A 14,391-nucleotide genomic window follows, 5' to 3' on the forward strand; every position below is an offset into this window, starting at 1 on the left:
CCGGGAGCCGGATCACGCCGTGGCGATGCTGGCTCGACCCATCCCGTCTGCAACCTAAAGTGCGGCACATCTTTTCGTTAGCACGAGGTTCCTTGCAAGGGCATTCTTTGCGGCATCTCAACAACGCTAAACGAAGCTATGGCCCGGGACTACGACGCCGGCTACAAGCTGTTGTTCTCCATGCCGGAAATGATGCGCGACCTCTTGCGCGAATTCGTTCGCAGCGACTGGCTTCGCGCGCTCGACTACTCGACGCTGGAACGGGTTTCCGGCAACTACGTCGCCGACAATATGCGGCAGCGTGCCAGCGACATGGTTTGGCGTGTCGATGCCGGCGACCCATGGGGCCACCTGTACGTGCTGCTCGAATTCCAGAGCACCATCGATCGCTACATGGCGCCGCGCATGGCCACCTATACGGCTTTGCTGCACCAGGAGCTCGTTCGTGCCGGGCGCGTGCTGCCGGATCGCAGGGTGCCCGCGGCGCTGTCGGTCGTGCTGTATAACGGCGACACGCCGTGGAGCGCATGTACGAACATCCGGGATGTCGTCGTGTCGCTGCCGAACGGCCTGGCAACGTGTCAATTGCAGCAGCAACATACGCTGCTCGACATCAACCGATTGAGCGAGGCGCAGTTGCCCGAGGACAATCTCGCGGCGCTGCTGTTTCGCATCGAGCGGGCAGCCGATTACGATACGGTTGTGTCGCTGATGATCGAATGCAAGACACGCTTGCGCGATGAGCCCAAGCTCAAGCTGGCGTTCGCCAAGACCTTGGCGGCACTGCTGTGCGGCCAATGGGGCAGCGTCCTGACGCCCGCTCAGGTGTTTCAATTGATGGAGGTCGACATGCAAGTGGTAGGTGCCAATCTACAACGTTACACCCGCAAGCTCCGCGAGGAGGCCCGGCAGCAAGGGGAGGCCCACATGCTGCAAAAGCTGCTGGCCGAGCGCTTTGGCCCGCTGCATGCATCCGTTGTGCAGCGGATCGAGATCGCGACCCCTGAGGAGCTCGAACGCTGGGGCATTCAGCTTCTGCGGGCGGAAGCGATCGAGGACGTCTTCCGGGCCTGACGCGACCATCGCAAAGGATTATCGCCAAGGACCAGGGCGACAAAAAAGGCGGACCCACGGTCCGCCTTTGTCGTTTCTGCTTGCGTCTTGCTGCCGCGACGGCCCCCGTCAGAAGCTGAACGTCGCGCTGGCCCGCACGGTACGCGGCGCGCCCTGGGTCAGGATGAAGCCATAGCTGGGCAGCCAGTACTTCTCGTTGGTCAGATTGTCGACCACCAGCCGGAACACCGCCGGCGTCTTGCCGAGCTTGGTCGAATAACGGATGCCCGCATCGAACGTGTGGTAGGCCGGCACCCAGTTGCTGTTGTTCGCCTCCAGCGCCATTTTCGACACGTACTGCCCGCCGGCGGTCAGCACCAGGCCCGGCACCGGGGGCACGGCGTACTCGACGTAGGCCGTCGCCTTGAAGGTCGGCGCGCTGTAGGCGCGCTTGCCGAGCACGTCGGGCGAGGCCTCGACGTTTTCCGAATCGAGCAGCGTGACGCCGCCCATCAGCGTCCAGTCCCGCGCGATCTTGCCGCGCGCCGACAGCTCGATGCCGCGGTAGCGGGTCTCGCCGTCCTGGGTGTAGACGTTGTCGTTGCGCAGGTAGTTCAGGCCGCGCTGGATCTGGAACAGCGCCGCGTTCAGCGTCCAGTCCTCCAGTTCCGCCTTGGCACCGATCTCGTACTGGCGGCTCTTCAGCGGCCCGAACACCTCGCCCGCGTTGCGCGCCGTCAGCGGCGCGGTGCCGCCGGCTTCGAGCGATTCGACGTAGCTGCCGTACAGCGTCAGCGGCTGCACCGGCTTGTACATCAGCGCGACCGTCGGCGTCAGCGGCGATTTCTTGTAGGTGCTGGTGATGGCGCCGTTGGTGTCGTAACCGGTCTGCTCATAGCGGGTATAGCGCAGGCCCGCCAGTACCGACCATTGCTCGTTGAACTTGATGGTGTCGCTGAGGAACACCGACTTCTGCTCGATCTTCGAGGCGCGGTACAGCACGTCGGACGAGGGCACGCGCGACAGCGGCAGGCCGGTCGGCACGAACTGGCCGGGGTCGTACAGGTTGCCATAGCCGAGGATGCCGCCGCCGCTGAAATCGCCCCAGTTCTGCACCAGGCTCTGCCACGACAGGCCGGCCGCGATGTCGTGCTCGAGGCTGCCGGTGCGGACCTTGCCGGTCGCCATCGTTTGCGCGTGCTGATAGTGGTAGCGCGAATACGAGCTGTACTGGTTCTCTGCGTAGTTGCCGGCGTTGTCCAGCAGCAGGATCGCGCTGTCGGCGTTGCCGCGGTTCTGCTGCGTGAAGCGGTACGAGGTGCGCAGGTTCCAGTTGTCGGCGAAGCCCCAGTTGAGCTCCGTGCCGATGCTCTTGATCTCGGTTTCGTAATAGGTGCCCTTGCTGGCCACGCGCTGGCTGCCGTCCAGCGTGCGTGGCGTGTTGACGAACTCGGTCACCGGCGCCCCGAAGTCCTGGCCGGGGATGATGCCGTAGTAGGCGCCCTTGACGTTGCGCTGCTGGTAGAGGCCGTCGAGCGACCAGCGCAGGTTGTTGGTCAGCCTCGCGTCGAGCGCGACCGAGGCCGAGTCGCGCTTGATATGGCCGCCGTCGACGAAGGTGTCGCCTTCCTCGTGCACGAAGCCGACGCGCGCGCCGAACATGTCGTTGGCGCCGAAGCGGCCGCCGACATCGATCGACTCGCGCAGCACGCCGTCGGAGACATAGCCGAGCGTCGCGCTGCCGGCGAATTTCGACGTGGGGCGCTTGGTGACAAAGTTGGCGATGCCGCCCGGCGCGCCGAAGCCATACATGAAGCCGCCCAGGCCCTTGAGCAGCTCGACGCGTTCGAAGTGTTCGAGCGGCACGTCGCTGCCCCAGTTCGGGATGGCGAGGCCGTCGATCTTGTAGCCCTCGAGCAGATCGAGATGCAGGCCGCGGATGGTCAAACCCGCCGACTCGCCGATATAGCCGTCGCCGATCGGCGCGACCGACGGATCGCCGCGGAACGCGTCGCCGAGCGTGATCGCCTGGCGGTTTTCGATCAGTTCCTGCGGCACCACCGAGACCGAGAACGGCGTGTCCTGCAGCGGCTTGTCGCCCAGCGCGCCGGTGCTGGCATCGCGCGCGCGATAGGCCGGCTCGCTGCCGGCGGTGACGTGGACGGTCGGCAGATCCGCCTCTGCAGTGGCGGTGGCGGTGTGGGTCTGCGCCAGCGCCGGCGTGGCGATGCCGCCGACGGCGACGATCAGGGCCAGCTGGCGCGCCAGCGGTGTCAGCGCAGGGTGGCGGCGACGAGGGTGGGACATGGCTCGATTCCTGTTGTGTCGTGATGCAAAGGCGCACGGCTCCGCGGCGCTCCGCGGAAATCCGCGTGCGCCTGAGGGCAATGCCAATCAGGTGGGGTGTGGTCTTGTGGGGGGCCGGGACGCCGCCCAGGGGCGCCGATCAGCCCGAGGCGGCCTCGGCGGACCGGGGCCGCGCGGGAGGTGCCTGACCTGGCGTCAGGGCGCGTCGACCAGCGGCGGCGCCGACGGGCCGGGCTCGCCCCGGCTCGGGCGCGGTGCCCATACCGAATCGGCCGGGCCGGTGCGTGCGCGGCGCTGGGTCGCGCGTGCAAGCGCGACGAAGCCCGCCGCGAAGGCCAGCGCGCCGATGTCGAAGCCGGCGACGGCCCATTCGCCTTGCTGCACGGTGCGCAGCAGATGGTCGCCGGTCAGGATCGCGTTGGCCACCGGCACTACCAGATAGGCCAGCGCCGCGACGTAGAGCAGCTCGATCGCCGCCCGCACCGGCGGGCGCAGCAGGGCCCACGCCAGCGCGGCAACGAACACCGGGAAGTAGACGAACGATGAGGGACGCTCCGGCCACAGCAGCGCGCCGGTGAAGGCGACCGCCACGCCGACGCAGCAGCCGATGCAGACGCCGACGGTGGCCTGTGCGAGCAGCCGGTGCACGCGCGGTTGCTCCGCCTGGCGTGCCTTGCGGCGCGACTCGATCCACAGCAGGTTGCCCGAGTAGAACAGGAAGGCCCCCGCCAGGCCGGCGATCAGATAGACCAGCCGCAGCGCCAGGTCGCCGTAGGTGCCGAAGTGCAGCGCGAACAGGGCGCTGTAGAGCCCGTGGTTGGCGTCGCGCCCGCTCGCGGTCTGATTGGCGATCACGCGGCCGCTGTCGGGCTGACCGGCCGCGGCGTGGATGCCGACCGAGCCGAAGTTGCCCAGCGCGCGCTCGCTGTCGCCGCGCACCTCGATCAGCGCATTGGCGTCGCCGACACGCTGGTAGCGCACCGAGTTCGGCTTGAACCCTTCGCCGGCGGTGCGCTGTGCGATGTCGATCAGCTCGCGCGCCGGCATCAGCGGCGCGGGCTTGCCGGCGGCCTGTACCTCGGGTACCGACGACATCGCGGTAGGCAGCGCGGCCATCAGCTTGCCGTCGAAGGTCAGCACGTTGAAGGCCATCGCCAGCGTCATCGACACGCAGAACAGCGCGCCGGTAATCGCGATGACCAGATGGAAGGGCAGGCTGAACAGGCCGATCACGTTGTGCGCGTCCATCCAGAAGCGCTTCAGATTGCGGCCCGGGCGCACGGCAAACAGGTCCTTCTTCAGCCGCGGCAGGTGCAGCAGCACGCCGGAGACCAGCGCCAGCCCGTACAGCACCGACACCACGCCCATCAAATGCATGCCGGCCTGCATCGGCAGGCCCAGCGTGTAGTGCAGCGCGTTCAGGAAGTTGGACAGCTCACCGCGCACGCCGTCGAGCGAGGTGTCCTGCGGCGAGGTCCTGCCCGCGCCCAGCTTCTCCTCGTTGGTGGTCTGCCACTCGCCCTTGGCATCCATCCAGTAGGCGGTGGTGTGCGGCTCGCCATCGGTCGGCAGGCCGATATAGACGCTGGCCGCGGCTTCGGGATGGGCCTTGACCAGTGTGGCGACGAAGCGGTCCAGGTCCTCGGGCGACGGCTTGGCGGCGGTGTGCGTTTCGCCGCGGATACGTGCCGGCGACTGCCACTCGTGGAGTTCGTGGTGGAACACCGTGATGGCGCCGGCGAAGAACGCGATAAACAGCGCCCAGCCGGCCATCAGGCCGACCCAGGTATGCAGCGTCTGGTAGACGCGCAGTGTTGCAGCCTTCATGGGGTACTCCTTACGCGGCCGCGCCGGGCACGGCGATCAGCCGTAATCCCCACAACGCGCCGAAACAGATCAGATTGGCCGCGCCCAGCCAGAGCCAGGCGGCGCGGCTGGTGGCAAACAGCAGGCTGGCACTGATGATCGCCACCCACAGCGGCAGGCTGGCTGTGATCGCGCCGATGATGCCGCTCTGCCAGCCGCCCGGCAGCCACAGGACGGCCAGCGTGCAGACCGCCAGCGACAGCGGAAAGCCGAGCAGCGTGCCGGCCAGCCATTTGGTGCCGATGCCGCCGTTCATGCCGGCTCCTCGCCGCCGCGGCGCTTGTGCAGATAGCAGCCGAGGAAGGGCCACAGCGACAGGCCGGTGCCGAGCGTGGCCAGCGTCGCGGCGATGGCGGAGGGCCAGCTGTGCTCGACCGACCAGCCCACCGCGCCGGCCGAGGTCAGCACGATGCCGAGCCACGCCATCATGCGGCGCTGGGGCGGTCGGCGCAGCAGCACCTGATTGGGACCGGCCAGATACAGGCAGGCAGCGCCCGCCAGACCGAGGAGAGCGGCAAAGAGTTGCATCGCTAAGAATTTGTTACGGATTCAAAACACGAATGGTAATGATTCGTATTTGGAGATGCAAGTTATTGATATTGTTTGCAATGTATTGGTGGACGGTGGGGTGCGTCGGGTGACGGGGGTTTCCCTCTCCCCGGCCCTCTCCCGCAAGCGGGAGAGGGAGAACACCGGCAGCACGGAATCAACCGTTCCGCGATCGAAAGGACGATCGGCGGCGGCAAACCGGCTCCCCTCTCCCGCTTGCGGGAGAGGGGTTGGGGGAGAGGGTTGGGGGAGAGGGCAGTGCGGCGGTGAGTGAACGACGGCGCGGGCCAGCAGCATGCCGGCCGCGGGGCGCAAATCAATCCGCGAACAGATTCAGCAACCCATCCAGCCCGACATGATTGAACGCCACGCTGGCCTGCGCGCGTACCACCGGCTTCGCGCGGAAGGCGACCGACAGGCCGGCGATGGCCATCATCTTCAGGTCGTTGGAGCCGTCGCCCATCACGATGGCCTGCTGCGGATCGGCGCCGATCGCCTCGCAGGTTTCGCGCACGGTGCGGGCCTTGACCTCGGCATTGACGATCTCGCCTTCGACGCGGCCGGTCAGTTTGCCGTCGACGATCTCCAGCGTATTGGCGCGGGTGAAATCCAGGCCCAGCCGCGCCTTGAGCTTCTCGGTGAAGTGGACGAAGCCGCCCGACACCAGCAATGTGCGCAGGCCTGCTGCGCGTGCGGCTTCCAACATCGGCTCGGCCCCAGGCGACAGCCGCAGCCGCTCGTCGTAGACGCGATCGAGCACGCTGGCGTCCAGGCCCTTGAGCAACGCGACGCGGCGCCGCAGGCTTTCGTTGAAGTCGGTGATCTCGCCGCGCATCGCGGCCTCGGTAATCGCCGACACCTCGGCCTTCAGGCCGCAGAAATCGGCGATCTCGTCGATGCATTCGATCGTGATCAGCGTCGAATCCATGTCCATCGCCACGAGCCGGAAGTCGGACAGCCGCCGGTGCGTCGGCAGCACCGCCCAGTCCAGCCGGCGCGGCTCGCAGAATGCCTCCAGCGCATCGCGCAGCCGGGCGTCGAGCGGCGCGCAGGCCTCGGCGGTGGCGACGGTATCGCGGCGCAGGCTCAGGCCGGGTGCGTCGGCGAGGGCGCGCAACGCGTCGATATCCTGGGAGGCGATGGGGTGCAGGCTTTGGACGATCAGGGGCATGGAAAGGATCGGAGGCATGCGCCGCCCCGCGCACAGAGCAGGGGCGACGGTGAAAGGACGCTATTGTAATCGTCCCGTGCCTGCCCCCGCGCCATGCCGATCAGCGCTGCGCCATCGTCATGTAGTCGACCGTCAGGTTCGACAAGGCCCGCACGCCGTTGATCAGCGCCGGCTCATCGACGTAGAACTCCGGCGAGTGGTTCGACGGCGCCTTGGTGACGTCGGTGCCCTTGGGCGTCACGCCGAGATTGAAGAACAGGCCCGGCACCTTCTCCTGGTAGAACGAGAAGTCCTCCGACGCGGTGGCCTTCGGCGCCAGCATCCAGTTGCCGTCGCCGGCCACGCGCTTGAGCGTCGGCGCCATCTTCTCGGTCAGCGCCGGCTGGTTGACGGTGGCGTTGTACAGCTCGACCACGCGGAAGGTCGCCTCGGCGCCGGAGCTGGCGGCGATCGACTCGGTGGTGCGTTTCATGCGCGCATGGATGTCCTTCTTCATGCCTTCGTCGTAGGTCCGGATGGTGCCCATCATCTCGACCTTCTCCGGCACGATGTTCATGCGGTTGCCGCCGTGGATCGTACCGACCGTGATGACCGACGGCTCCAGCATCGCATTGACCTGCCGGCTCTGAATGGTCTGCAGCCCGAGCACGATCTGCGACGACACCACGATCGGATCGATACCGCCCCACGGACGCGCACCATGGGTCTGGCGGCCCTTGACGTCGATCCAGAACTGATCGGCGGCGGCCATTGCCGGGCCGCTGCGCCAGGCCAGCTTGCCCGACTCGATGCCGCTGCTGACATGCAGGCCGAAGATCGCGTCGACCTTGGGGTTCTCCAGCACGCCTTCGGCCACCATCTGCTTGGCACCCCAGATATTGGTGCCGTCCGGCTCGATATCGGCCGGGCTTTCCTCGGCCGGCTGGAAGATGAACTTGACGGTGCCGGGCAGCTGGTCCTTCATGCCGGCCAGCACCTCGGCGGTGGCCATCAGGATCGCGACGTGGGTGTCGTGGCCGCAGGCGTGCATCACGTCGACCTCCTTGCCGAGGTACTTGCCCTTGGCCTTCGAGGCAAACGGCACGTCGACGCGCTCCTTGACGGGCAGGGCATCCATGTCGGCACGCAACGCCACCACCGGACCCGGCTTGCCGCCCTTGAGCAGGCCCACCACGCCGGTCTTGGCCACGCCGGTCTTGACCTCCATGCCGAGCTTGCGCAGATGGTCGGCCACCAGCTTTGCGGTGCGCACCTCGTAGTTGCCCAGCTCCGGGTGCTGGTGGATGTCGCGGCGCCACGCGATCAGCCGGGCCTCGGCCGCCTTGGCGCGCGTTTCGATCTGCGCGTGCAGGGCCGGGTCTCCGATGGCCGGCTGACTTTGCGATGCGGGCGCGGACACAGCCTGCGGGGCCTGTGCTGTCTGCGCGAACGCGGGCGAGACGAGGGCGGACGCGCCCAGCAGCCCGGCCGCCGCGGCGAGCGCCGTGATGGCGGCCGGCAGCGGGCGGAAGCGGATGTGGGGAGCGTGAGCGGGGGAGCGGCGTGCTGCCATGTCGGGTTCTCCTTTGATGTCGTTGTGGTCGTTGCCGTTGTCGTTGCGGCATGTACTGCAACGGGGCCTCTGCGTGCCCCTTGTGTATGCGGCCGGGCCATGCGAGGCCCGGCCGTTCAGGCCATCGGTGAGGAAGCGCGATGCGCCTCCGGGAGTGGATGTCTTGGTGTGTCGACGGGAACCGTCAGGCTGCGATGCGCAGGCTGTCGACGACCTTGTGCAGGAAGGCCTCGCATTGCGCGAGCTGCTCCAGCGCGACGAATTCGTCGGCCTTGTGGGCCTGCTGGATGTCGCCGGGGCCGCAGACCACGGCCGGGATGCCGGCGCGCTGGAACAGCCCACCCTCGGTGGCGTAGGCGACCTTGCTGATCGCGTTGTCGCCGGTCAACGCGCGCACCAGCTGCGTGATGGCATCGCGCTCGGCGGCATCGAGGGCCGGCGCCGCGGCGATGCGCGTGATGCTCAGGTCCGCGTCGGCATGCTCGGCGCGCATGCGGGGCAGCAGCACGTCGTTGGCATAGGCCTGGATGCGCGCGTGGATCGCTTCCGGATCGACGCCCGGCAGGTTGCGATACTCGAACACGAACTCGCACAGCGCCGGGATCGTGTTCAGCGCGATGCCGCCCTGGATGGTGCCGGTGGACGCGGTGGTGAAGGGCACGTCGAAGGCATCGTCGTACGGGCCCTTGGCGCGGAATTCGTCGGCCAGGTCGCGGATGAAGCAGATCAGCCGGGCCGCGTATTCGATCGCGTTGACCCCGCGCGGCGTCAGCGAGGAATGCGCGGCCTGACCCTTGACGCAGCAGCGATAGGCGTTGATGCCCTTGTGGGCGACGATCACGCGCATGCTGGTCGGCTCGCCGACGATGCAGCCGGCCGGCTGGATGCCGCGCCCACGCAGGTCGTCGAGCAGATAGGGCGCGCCCATGCAGCCCACTTCCTCGTCGAACGACAGCGCGTAGTGCACCGGTTCGCGCAGGCGCGCCTGCAGCAGCGTGGGCAGCAGCGCGAGGCTGGTGCCGATGAAGCCCTTCATGTCGCAGGCGCCGCGCCCGTACAGCCTGCCGTCGCGCAATGCCGGGCGGAACGGATCGGTGCTCCAGTCCTGGCCATCGACCGGCACCACGTCGGTATGCCCGGACAGCACAATACCGCGCTGCTCGCTGCCGTCGGCGGCGGGCACGGTCACATGCAGATTGGCCTTGTTGCGCTGCGGGTTGTAGCTCAGGTGGGGCTTCAGGCCCCGGGCCACGAAGTGGTCGCGCACCGTTTCGATCAGGCCAAGATTCGACTCGCGGCTGGTGGTATCGAATTCGATCAGCCGGCGGGTCCAGTCGAGGGCGGAGTGTTCGGGGGCGTCGGTGAGCGCGTCGGTAAGGGCAGGGGTATGGGTTGACATGCGGCAGGATCACGCTGAGGGATGTCCGATCCTACACCTGGATATGTGGTGAGGTCCACTTTGCCCTCTCCCCCGACCCCTCTCCCGCCAGCGGGAGAGGGGTCGGGGAGAGGGCAACCGCCGCCCGCCATCCCACCGATGCCGTCATCCCCTCAAGCCAGCTGCCGCAACGTCTGCTTGATCGTCTGCGCGCGCACCGCCACGTCGGGCATCTTTGCCTCGATGCGCAGCTTGTCCTGGCCGGCCAGCTTGATGTGCCGGTTCTTCTGCACCAGGTCGATGATGCGGATCGCATCGATCGGCGGATTGGGCACGAACTGCACGCTGATCGCGGCCTCGCCGGCGTCGATCTTGCGCACGCCGAGCGGCACCGCGGCGATGCGCAGCCGGTGCGTTTCGATCAGCGCCTGCGCCTGCGCCGGCGGGCGGCCGAAGCGGTCGACCAGCTCCTCGTGGATGTCGTCGACCTGTTCCGGGCGTTCGCAATTGGCCAGCCGCTTGTATAGCGACAGCCGCTCGTGTACGTCGGTGCAATAGTCGCTCGGCAACAGCGCCGGCGTGCCCAGGTTGATCTCGGTGGTCGCTGCCAGCGGCGCCATCAGGTCCGGCTCCTTGCCGGCCTTCAGCGCCTTGACGGCGGCGTTCAGCATGTCGGTGTACAGCTGGAAGCCGATCTCGTGGATTTCGCCCGATTGCTTGTCGCCCAGCACCTCGCCCGCGCCGCGGATCTCCAGGTCGTGCATCGCCAGATAGAAGCCCGAGCCCAGTTCCTCCATCTGCTGGATGGCCTCGAGCCGCCGCTGCGCCAGCTTGGTCAGCCCTTCCGGATCGTGCACCAGCAGGTAGGCATAGGCCTGGTGGTGCGAGCGGCCGACGCGGCCGCGCAGCTGGTGCAGCTGCGCCAGCCCGAACTTGTCGGCGCGGTGGATCAGGATCGTGTTGGCCGACGGCACATCGATGCCGGTCTCGATGATGGTCGTGCACAGCAGGATATTGGCGCGCCGCGCGACGAAATCGCGCATCACGCGTTCGAGCTCGCGCTCGTGCATCTGTCCGTGCGCCACCGCAATGCGCGCCTCGGGCACCAGTTCGGCGAGCCGCGCGCGCTTGTTCTCGATCGTCTCCACCTCGTTGTGCAGGAAGTAGACCTGTCCGCCGCGCTTGAGCTCGCGCAGGATGGCCTCGCGCAGCACGCCGTCTTCCTCGCGCCGCACGAAGGTCTTGATCGCCAGCCGCTTCTGCGGCGCGGTGGCGATCACCGAGAAGTCGCGCAGCCCTTCGAGCGCCATGCCCAGCGTGCGCGGAATCGGCGTCGCGGTCAGCGTCAGCACGTCGACCTCGGCGCGCAAGGTCTTCAGCGCCTCCTTCTGGCGCACGCCGAAGCGGTGCTCCTCGTCGATGATGACCAGCCCCAGCCGCTGGAAGCGCACGTCGTCGGACAGCAGCTTGTGCGTGCCGATCACGATATCGACGGTGCCGTCGTTGATCTGCTTGATCGCCGCCTCCACTTCCTTCTTCGTCTTGAAGCGCGACAGCTCGACGATGCGCACCGGCCAGTCGGCGAAGCGGTCCGACAGCGTCTGGAAATGCTGCTCGGCCAGCAGCGTGGTCGGCGCCAGCATCGCGACCTGCTTGCCGCCCATCACCGCGACGAAGGCCGCGCGCAGCGCGACCTCGGTCTTGCCGAAGCCGACATCGCCGCAGACCAGCCGGTCCATCGGCTTGCCCGAGGTCATGTCGGCGATCACCGCGGCAATGGCCGCCGCCTGGTCCGGCGTCTCCTCGAAGCCGAAGCTCTCGGCGAAGGTCTCGTAGTCCTTCGGCGACAGCTGGAAGGCATGGCCCTCGCGCAGCGCGCGGCGCGCGTACAGGTTCAGCAGTTCGGCCGCGGTATCGCGGATCTGCTGCGCGGCGCGGCGCTTGGCGCGCTCCCATTGGCCCGAGCCCAGCGAATGCAGCGGCGCGGTTTCCGGATCGGCGCCGGAATAGCGCGAGATCACGTGCAGCTGGTGCACGGGGACATAGAGCTTGCTGCCCTTGTCGTAGTCCAGGTGCAGGAATTCCTCCTCGCCCTGGCCCATGTCCAGCGTGACCAGGCCCTGGTAGCGGCCGATGCCGTGTTCGCTGTGCACGACCGGGTCGCCGATCTTCAGCTCGGCCAGGTCGCGCACCATCGCATCGACGCTGCTGGCCTGCTCCTGCTTGCGGCGTCCGGCGCGGCGCGCGGTATTCGCATAGAGCTCGGCCTCGGTGACGAAGGCGAGGCCGGGTTGGCCGTCGGCACCGGGCAGCACGAAGCCGCTCTGCAGCGGCGCCACCGCGATCGAGAACGGTGCGTCGCTGGCCAGGAAGGCCGCGCAGTCCTCGACCGGATGCGGGCGCAGGCCGCTGTCGGCGAACAGCTGCAGCAGCGTCTCGCGGCGGCCCGCCGAATCGGCGCACATCAGCACGCGCGCCTGCTTGCGCAGCAGCAACGCTTCCAGATTGACCAGCGGGTCCTCGGCGCGGCGGTTGACCGAGACGTCCGGCAGGGCGGCCGACAGCGGCGTGATATCGGGTCCGCCAGGGCCCTCCTGCAGCACCAGCCGCGCCAGCGGCTTGGCGCCGCTGAAGAACTGCTCCTCGCTGAGGAACAGCTGCGCGGGCGGCAGCAGCGGCCGCTCGCGGTCGTGCCGCATGAAGTCGTAGCGCTGCTGCGTATCGGTCCAGAAGCGACGGATCGCCTCGTCGATCGCGCCGACGTACGCCAGCTGCGTGCCCGCGGGCAGATAGTCGAACAGCGTCGCCGCCGATTCGAAGAACAGCGGCAGGTAGTACTCGATGCCGGCCGCCGGCACGCCGTTGCCGATGTCCTTGTAGATCGGCGACTTGCTTGGGTCGCCTTCGAACACCTCGCGCCAGCGGCCGCGAAACGCCGTGCGCGCGGCCTCGTCGAGCGGAAACTCGCGCCCGGGCAGCAGGCGGACTTCCTTGACCGGATAGAGGCTGCGCTGCGTGTCCGGGTCGAAGGCGCGGATGGTCTCGATCTCGTCGCCGAACAGGTCGATCCGGTACGGCAGCGCCGAGCCCATCGGGAACAGGTCGATCAGGCCGCCGCGCACGCTGTACTCGCCGGGCCGCATCACCGCGCTGACGTGCTCGTAGCCGGCCAGCGTGAACTGCGCCTTCAGCGCGGCCTCGTCGAGCCGTTCGCCCTGCTTGAAGAAGAAGGTATAGGCGGCCAGGAAGGCCGGCGGCGCGAGCCGATACAGCGCGGTCTGCGCCGGCACCAGCATCACGTCGCACTGGCCGGTCTGGATGTCGTGCAGCGTCGCCAGCCGCTCGGACACCAGGTCCTGGTGCGGCGAGAAGCTGTCGTAGGGCAGGGTCTCCCAGTCGGGCAGCACGCGCACGCGCAGCTCCGGCGCGAACCACGGGATCTCGTCGGCGAGCCGTTGCGCGTCGACCGCGTTGGCGCAGACTACCGCCAGCATCGGCACCTGGCCGTGCGCCTTGTCGTGCAGCGTGCGGGCATAGGCGGCGAGGGCCAGCGCATCGGCCGAGCCGTGCAGGCCGGCGATGTGATGGCGCTGGCCAGCCTTGAGCAGCGGCAACTGGTTGGAAACGGGTAGCGCGGAAGGCGATTTGGCGTCGGGCATAAAGCGGTTCGGATCAAACGACGACGCCCCGCCGGCAGCGCGGGCGGGGGTGTCGAGAAGAGGGTCGTATTATAGAATGCGCAGCGCCCGGCCATCGGGCGCCGCATTTCGTGCCGCTGGCCAAAGGAATACCTACCGCGCATGGTCGACCCATCGCGGGGCCTGGCTGGCGCAACGAGTCGATCCCTTATCCGCAAGTCCGCCGCATGTCCGAACGACGTTTTGCCCTGATTCCCTGTGCCGGCAGCGGCAGCCGCGCGGGCGCCGGCCTGCCCAAGCAGTATCGCGAGCTGGCCGGCCATCCGATGATCTGGTATGCGCTGGCGGCGTTCTCGGCGTGCGAATCGATCAGCGCGACCGCGCTGGTGCTCGCACCGGACGATCTGCCGCTGGAGGCGCGCTTCGGCGCGGCGGCGTTTGCGGGGCTGCGCTTCGATACGGCCTTCGTCGGCGGCCAGTCGCGCCATGAGTCGGTACTGAACGGGCTGCGCCATCTGGCCCAGCTGGGTGCCGCGGATCAGGACTGGGTGCTGGTGCACGACGCCGCGCGTCCCGGGCTGACGCCGCTGATGATCGATACGTTGATCCGCGCGGTCGAAGGCGACCATGGCGACGGTCCCGACGCGGCGATCGGCGGCATCCTGGCGGTGCCGGTGCCCGATACGCTGAAGCGCGCCGAGGCCGAACCGTTGCAAGGGAGCCCGTCCGTGCAGCCCGCCCAGCCCTCCCGCATCGGCGGCACCCTGCCGCGCGAAGGGCTGTGGCCGGCGGAGACCCCCGAGACGGTCCGCGGCCGCGGCCCGCGCCAGGCGCTGGAGGACGCGCCCGCCAGCGGGGCGGTCGTGGACCACCAGGC

10 protein-coding genes are annotated in these 14,391 nt (G+C 68.1%); 2 read left to right on the top strand and 8 right to left on the bottom strand.

Going from position 1 to position 14,391, the window contains the following annotated elements:
* Positions 1-138 precede the first annotated feature (138 nt).
* Positions 139-1,074, top strand: a complete 936-nt coding sequence (locus J5T34_RS09095; RefSeq protein ID WP_208579470.1) for an Rpn family recombination-promoting nuclease/putative transposase — start codon at positions 139-141, stop codon at positions 1,072-1,074.
* Between the two features lie 108 nt (positions 1,075-1,182).
* Here J5T34_RS09095 and J5T34_RS09100 read toward each other — a convergent pair whose 3' ends face one another.
* The 8 genes from J5T34_RS09100 to mfd all read right to left on the bottom strand — a co-directional run bounded on the left by J5T34_RS09100 (position 1,183) and on the right by mfd (position 13,535).
* Positions 1,183-3,360, bottom strand: a complete 2,178-nt coding sequence (locus J5T34_RS09100; protein ID WP_208579471.1) for a TonB-dependent siderophore receptor — start codon at positions 3,358-3,360, stop codon at positions 1,183-1,185.
* Between the two features lie 195 nt (positions 3,361-3,555).
* Positions 3,556-5,187 (bottom strand): PepSY-associated TM helix domain-containing protein, encoded by a 1,632-nt coding sequence (locus tag J5T34_RS09105; protein ID WP_208579472.1) that lies wholly within the window; start codon positions 5,185-5,187, stop codon positions 3,556-3,558.
* Between the two features lie 10 nt (positions 5,188-5,197).
* A complete protein-coding gene (locus J5T34_RS09110) occupies positions 5,198-5,482 on the bottom strand; it encodes a hypothetical protein (RefSeq protein WP_208579473.1) in 285 nt (94 codons plus the stop codon).
* Positions 5,479-5,754, bottom strand: a complete 276-nt coding sequence (locus J5T34_RS09115; RefSeq protein ID WP_208579474.1) for a hypothetical protein — start codon at positions 5,752-5,754, stop codon at positions 5,479-5,481. The genes J5T34_RS09110 and J5T34_RS09115 overlap by 4 nt, the downstream gene beginning before the upstream one ends.
* A 337-nt stretch (positions 5,755-6,091) precedes the next feature.
* Positions 6,092-6,946: a phosphoserine phosphatase SerB gene (gene serB / locus J5T34_RS09120; RefSeq protein ID WP_208579475.1), complete on the bottom strand. Its 855-nt coding sequence runs from the start codon at positions 6,944-6,946 to the stop codon at positions 6,092-6,094.
* A 100-nt stretch (positions 6,947-7,046) separates the two neighbouring features.
* Entirely contained in the window at positions 7,047-8,498 is a 1,452-nt protein-coding gene (locus tag J5T34_RS09125; RefSeq protein WP_244258783.1) for an amidohydrolase, read from the bottom strand.
* A gap of 184 nt (positions 8,499-8,682) precedes the next feature.
* Positions 8,683-9,897, bottom strand: coding sequence for an acetylornithine deacetylase (gene argE / locus J5T34_RS09130; protein ID WP_208579476.1), 1,215 nt, complete (start codon positions 9,895-9,897; stop codon positions 8,683-8,685).
* A gap of 152 nt (positions 9,898-10,049) precedes the next feature.
* Positions 10,050-13,535 (bottom strand): transcription-repair coupling factor, encoded by a 3,486-nt coding sequence (gene mfd, locus J5T34_RS09135; protein WP_208579477.1) that lies wholly within the window; start codon positions 13,533-13,535, stop codon positions 10,050-10,052.
* 206 nt (positions 13,536-13,741) lie between these two features.
* Between mfd and J5T34_RS09140 the strand changes: the two genes are divergently transcribed.
* Positions 13,742-14,391: 2-C-methyl-D-erythritol 4-phosphate cytidylyltransferase (locus tag J5T34_RS09140; protein WP_208579478.1), on the top strand; the 650-nt coding region annotated here is incomplete at its 3' end.

It is taken from the genome of Cupriavidus gilardii (genome assembly GCF_017598945.1).
Classification (GTDB): Bacteria; Pseudomonadota; Gammaproteobacteria; order Burkholderiales; family Burkholderiaceae; genus Cupriavidus; species Cupriavidus gilardii_E.

Coding starts and splice junctions, on each gene's coding strand:
- J5T34_RS09095 (WP_208579470.1), top strand. CDS start 139: ATGGCCCGGGACTACGACGCCGGCTACAAGCTGTTGTTCTCCATGCCG.
- J5T34_RS09100 (WP_208579471.1), bottom strand. CDS start 3,360: ATGTCCCACCCTCGTCGCCGCCACCCTGCGCTGACACCGCTGGCGCGC.
- J5T34_RS09105 (WP_208579472.1), bottom strand. CDS start 5,187: ATGAAGGCTGCAACACTGCGCGTCTACCAGACGCTGCATACCTGGGTC.
- J5T34_RS09110 (WP_208579473.1), bottom strand. CDS start 5,482: ATGAACGGCGGCATCGGCACCAAATGGCTGGCCGGCACGCTGCTCGGC.
- J5T34_RS09115 (WP_208579474.1), bottom strand. CDS start 5,754: ATGCAACTCTTTGCCGCTCTCCTCGGTCTGGCGGGCGCTGCCTGCCTG.
- serB (WP_208579475.1), bottom strand. CDS start 6,946: ATGCCCCTGATCGTCCAAAGCCTGCACCCCATCGCCTCCCAGGATATC.
- J5T34_RS09125 (WP_244258783.1), bottom strand. CDS start 8,498: ATGGCAGCACGCCGCTCCCCCGCTCACGCTCCCCACATCCGCTTCCGC.
- argE (WP_208579476.1), bottom strand. CDS start 9,897: ATGTCAACCCATACCCCTGCCCTTACCGACGCGCTCACCGACGCCCCC.
- mfd (WP_208579477.1), bottom strand. CDS start 13,535: ATGCCCGACGCCAAATCGCCTTCCGCGCTACCCGTTTCCAACCAGTTG.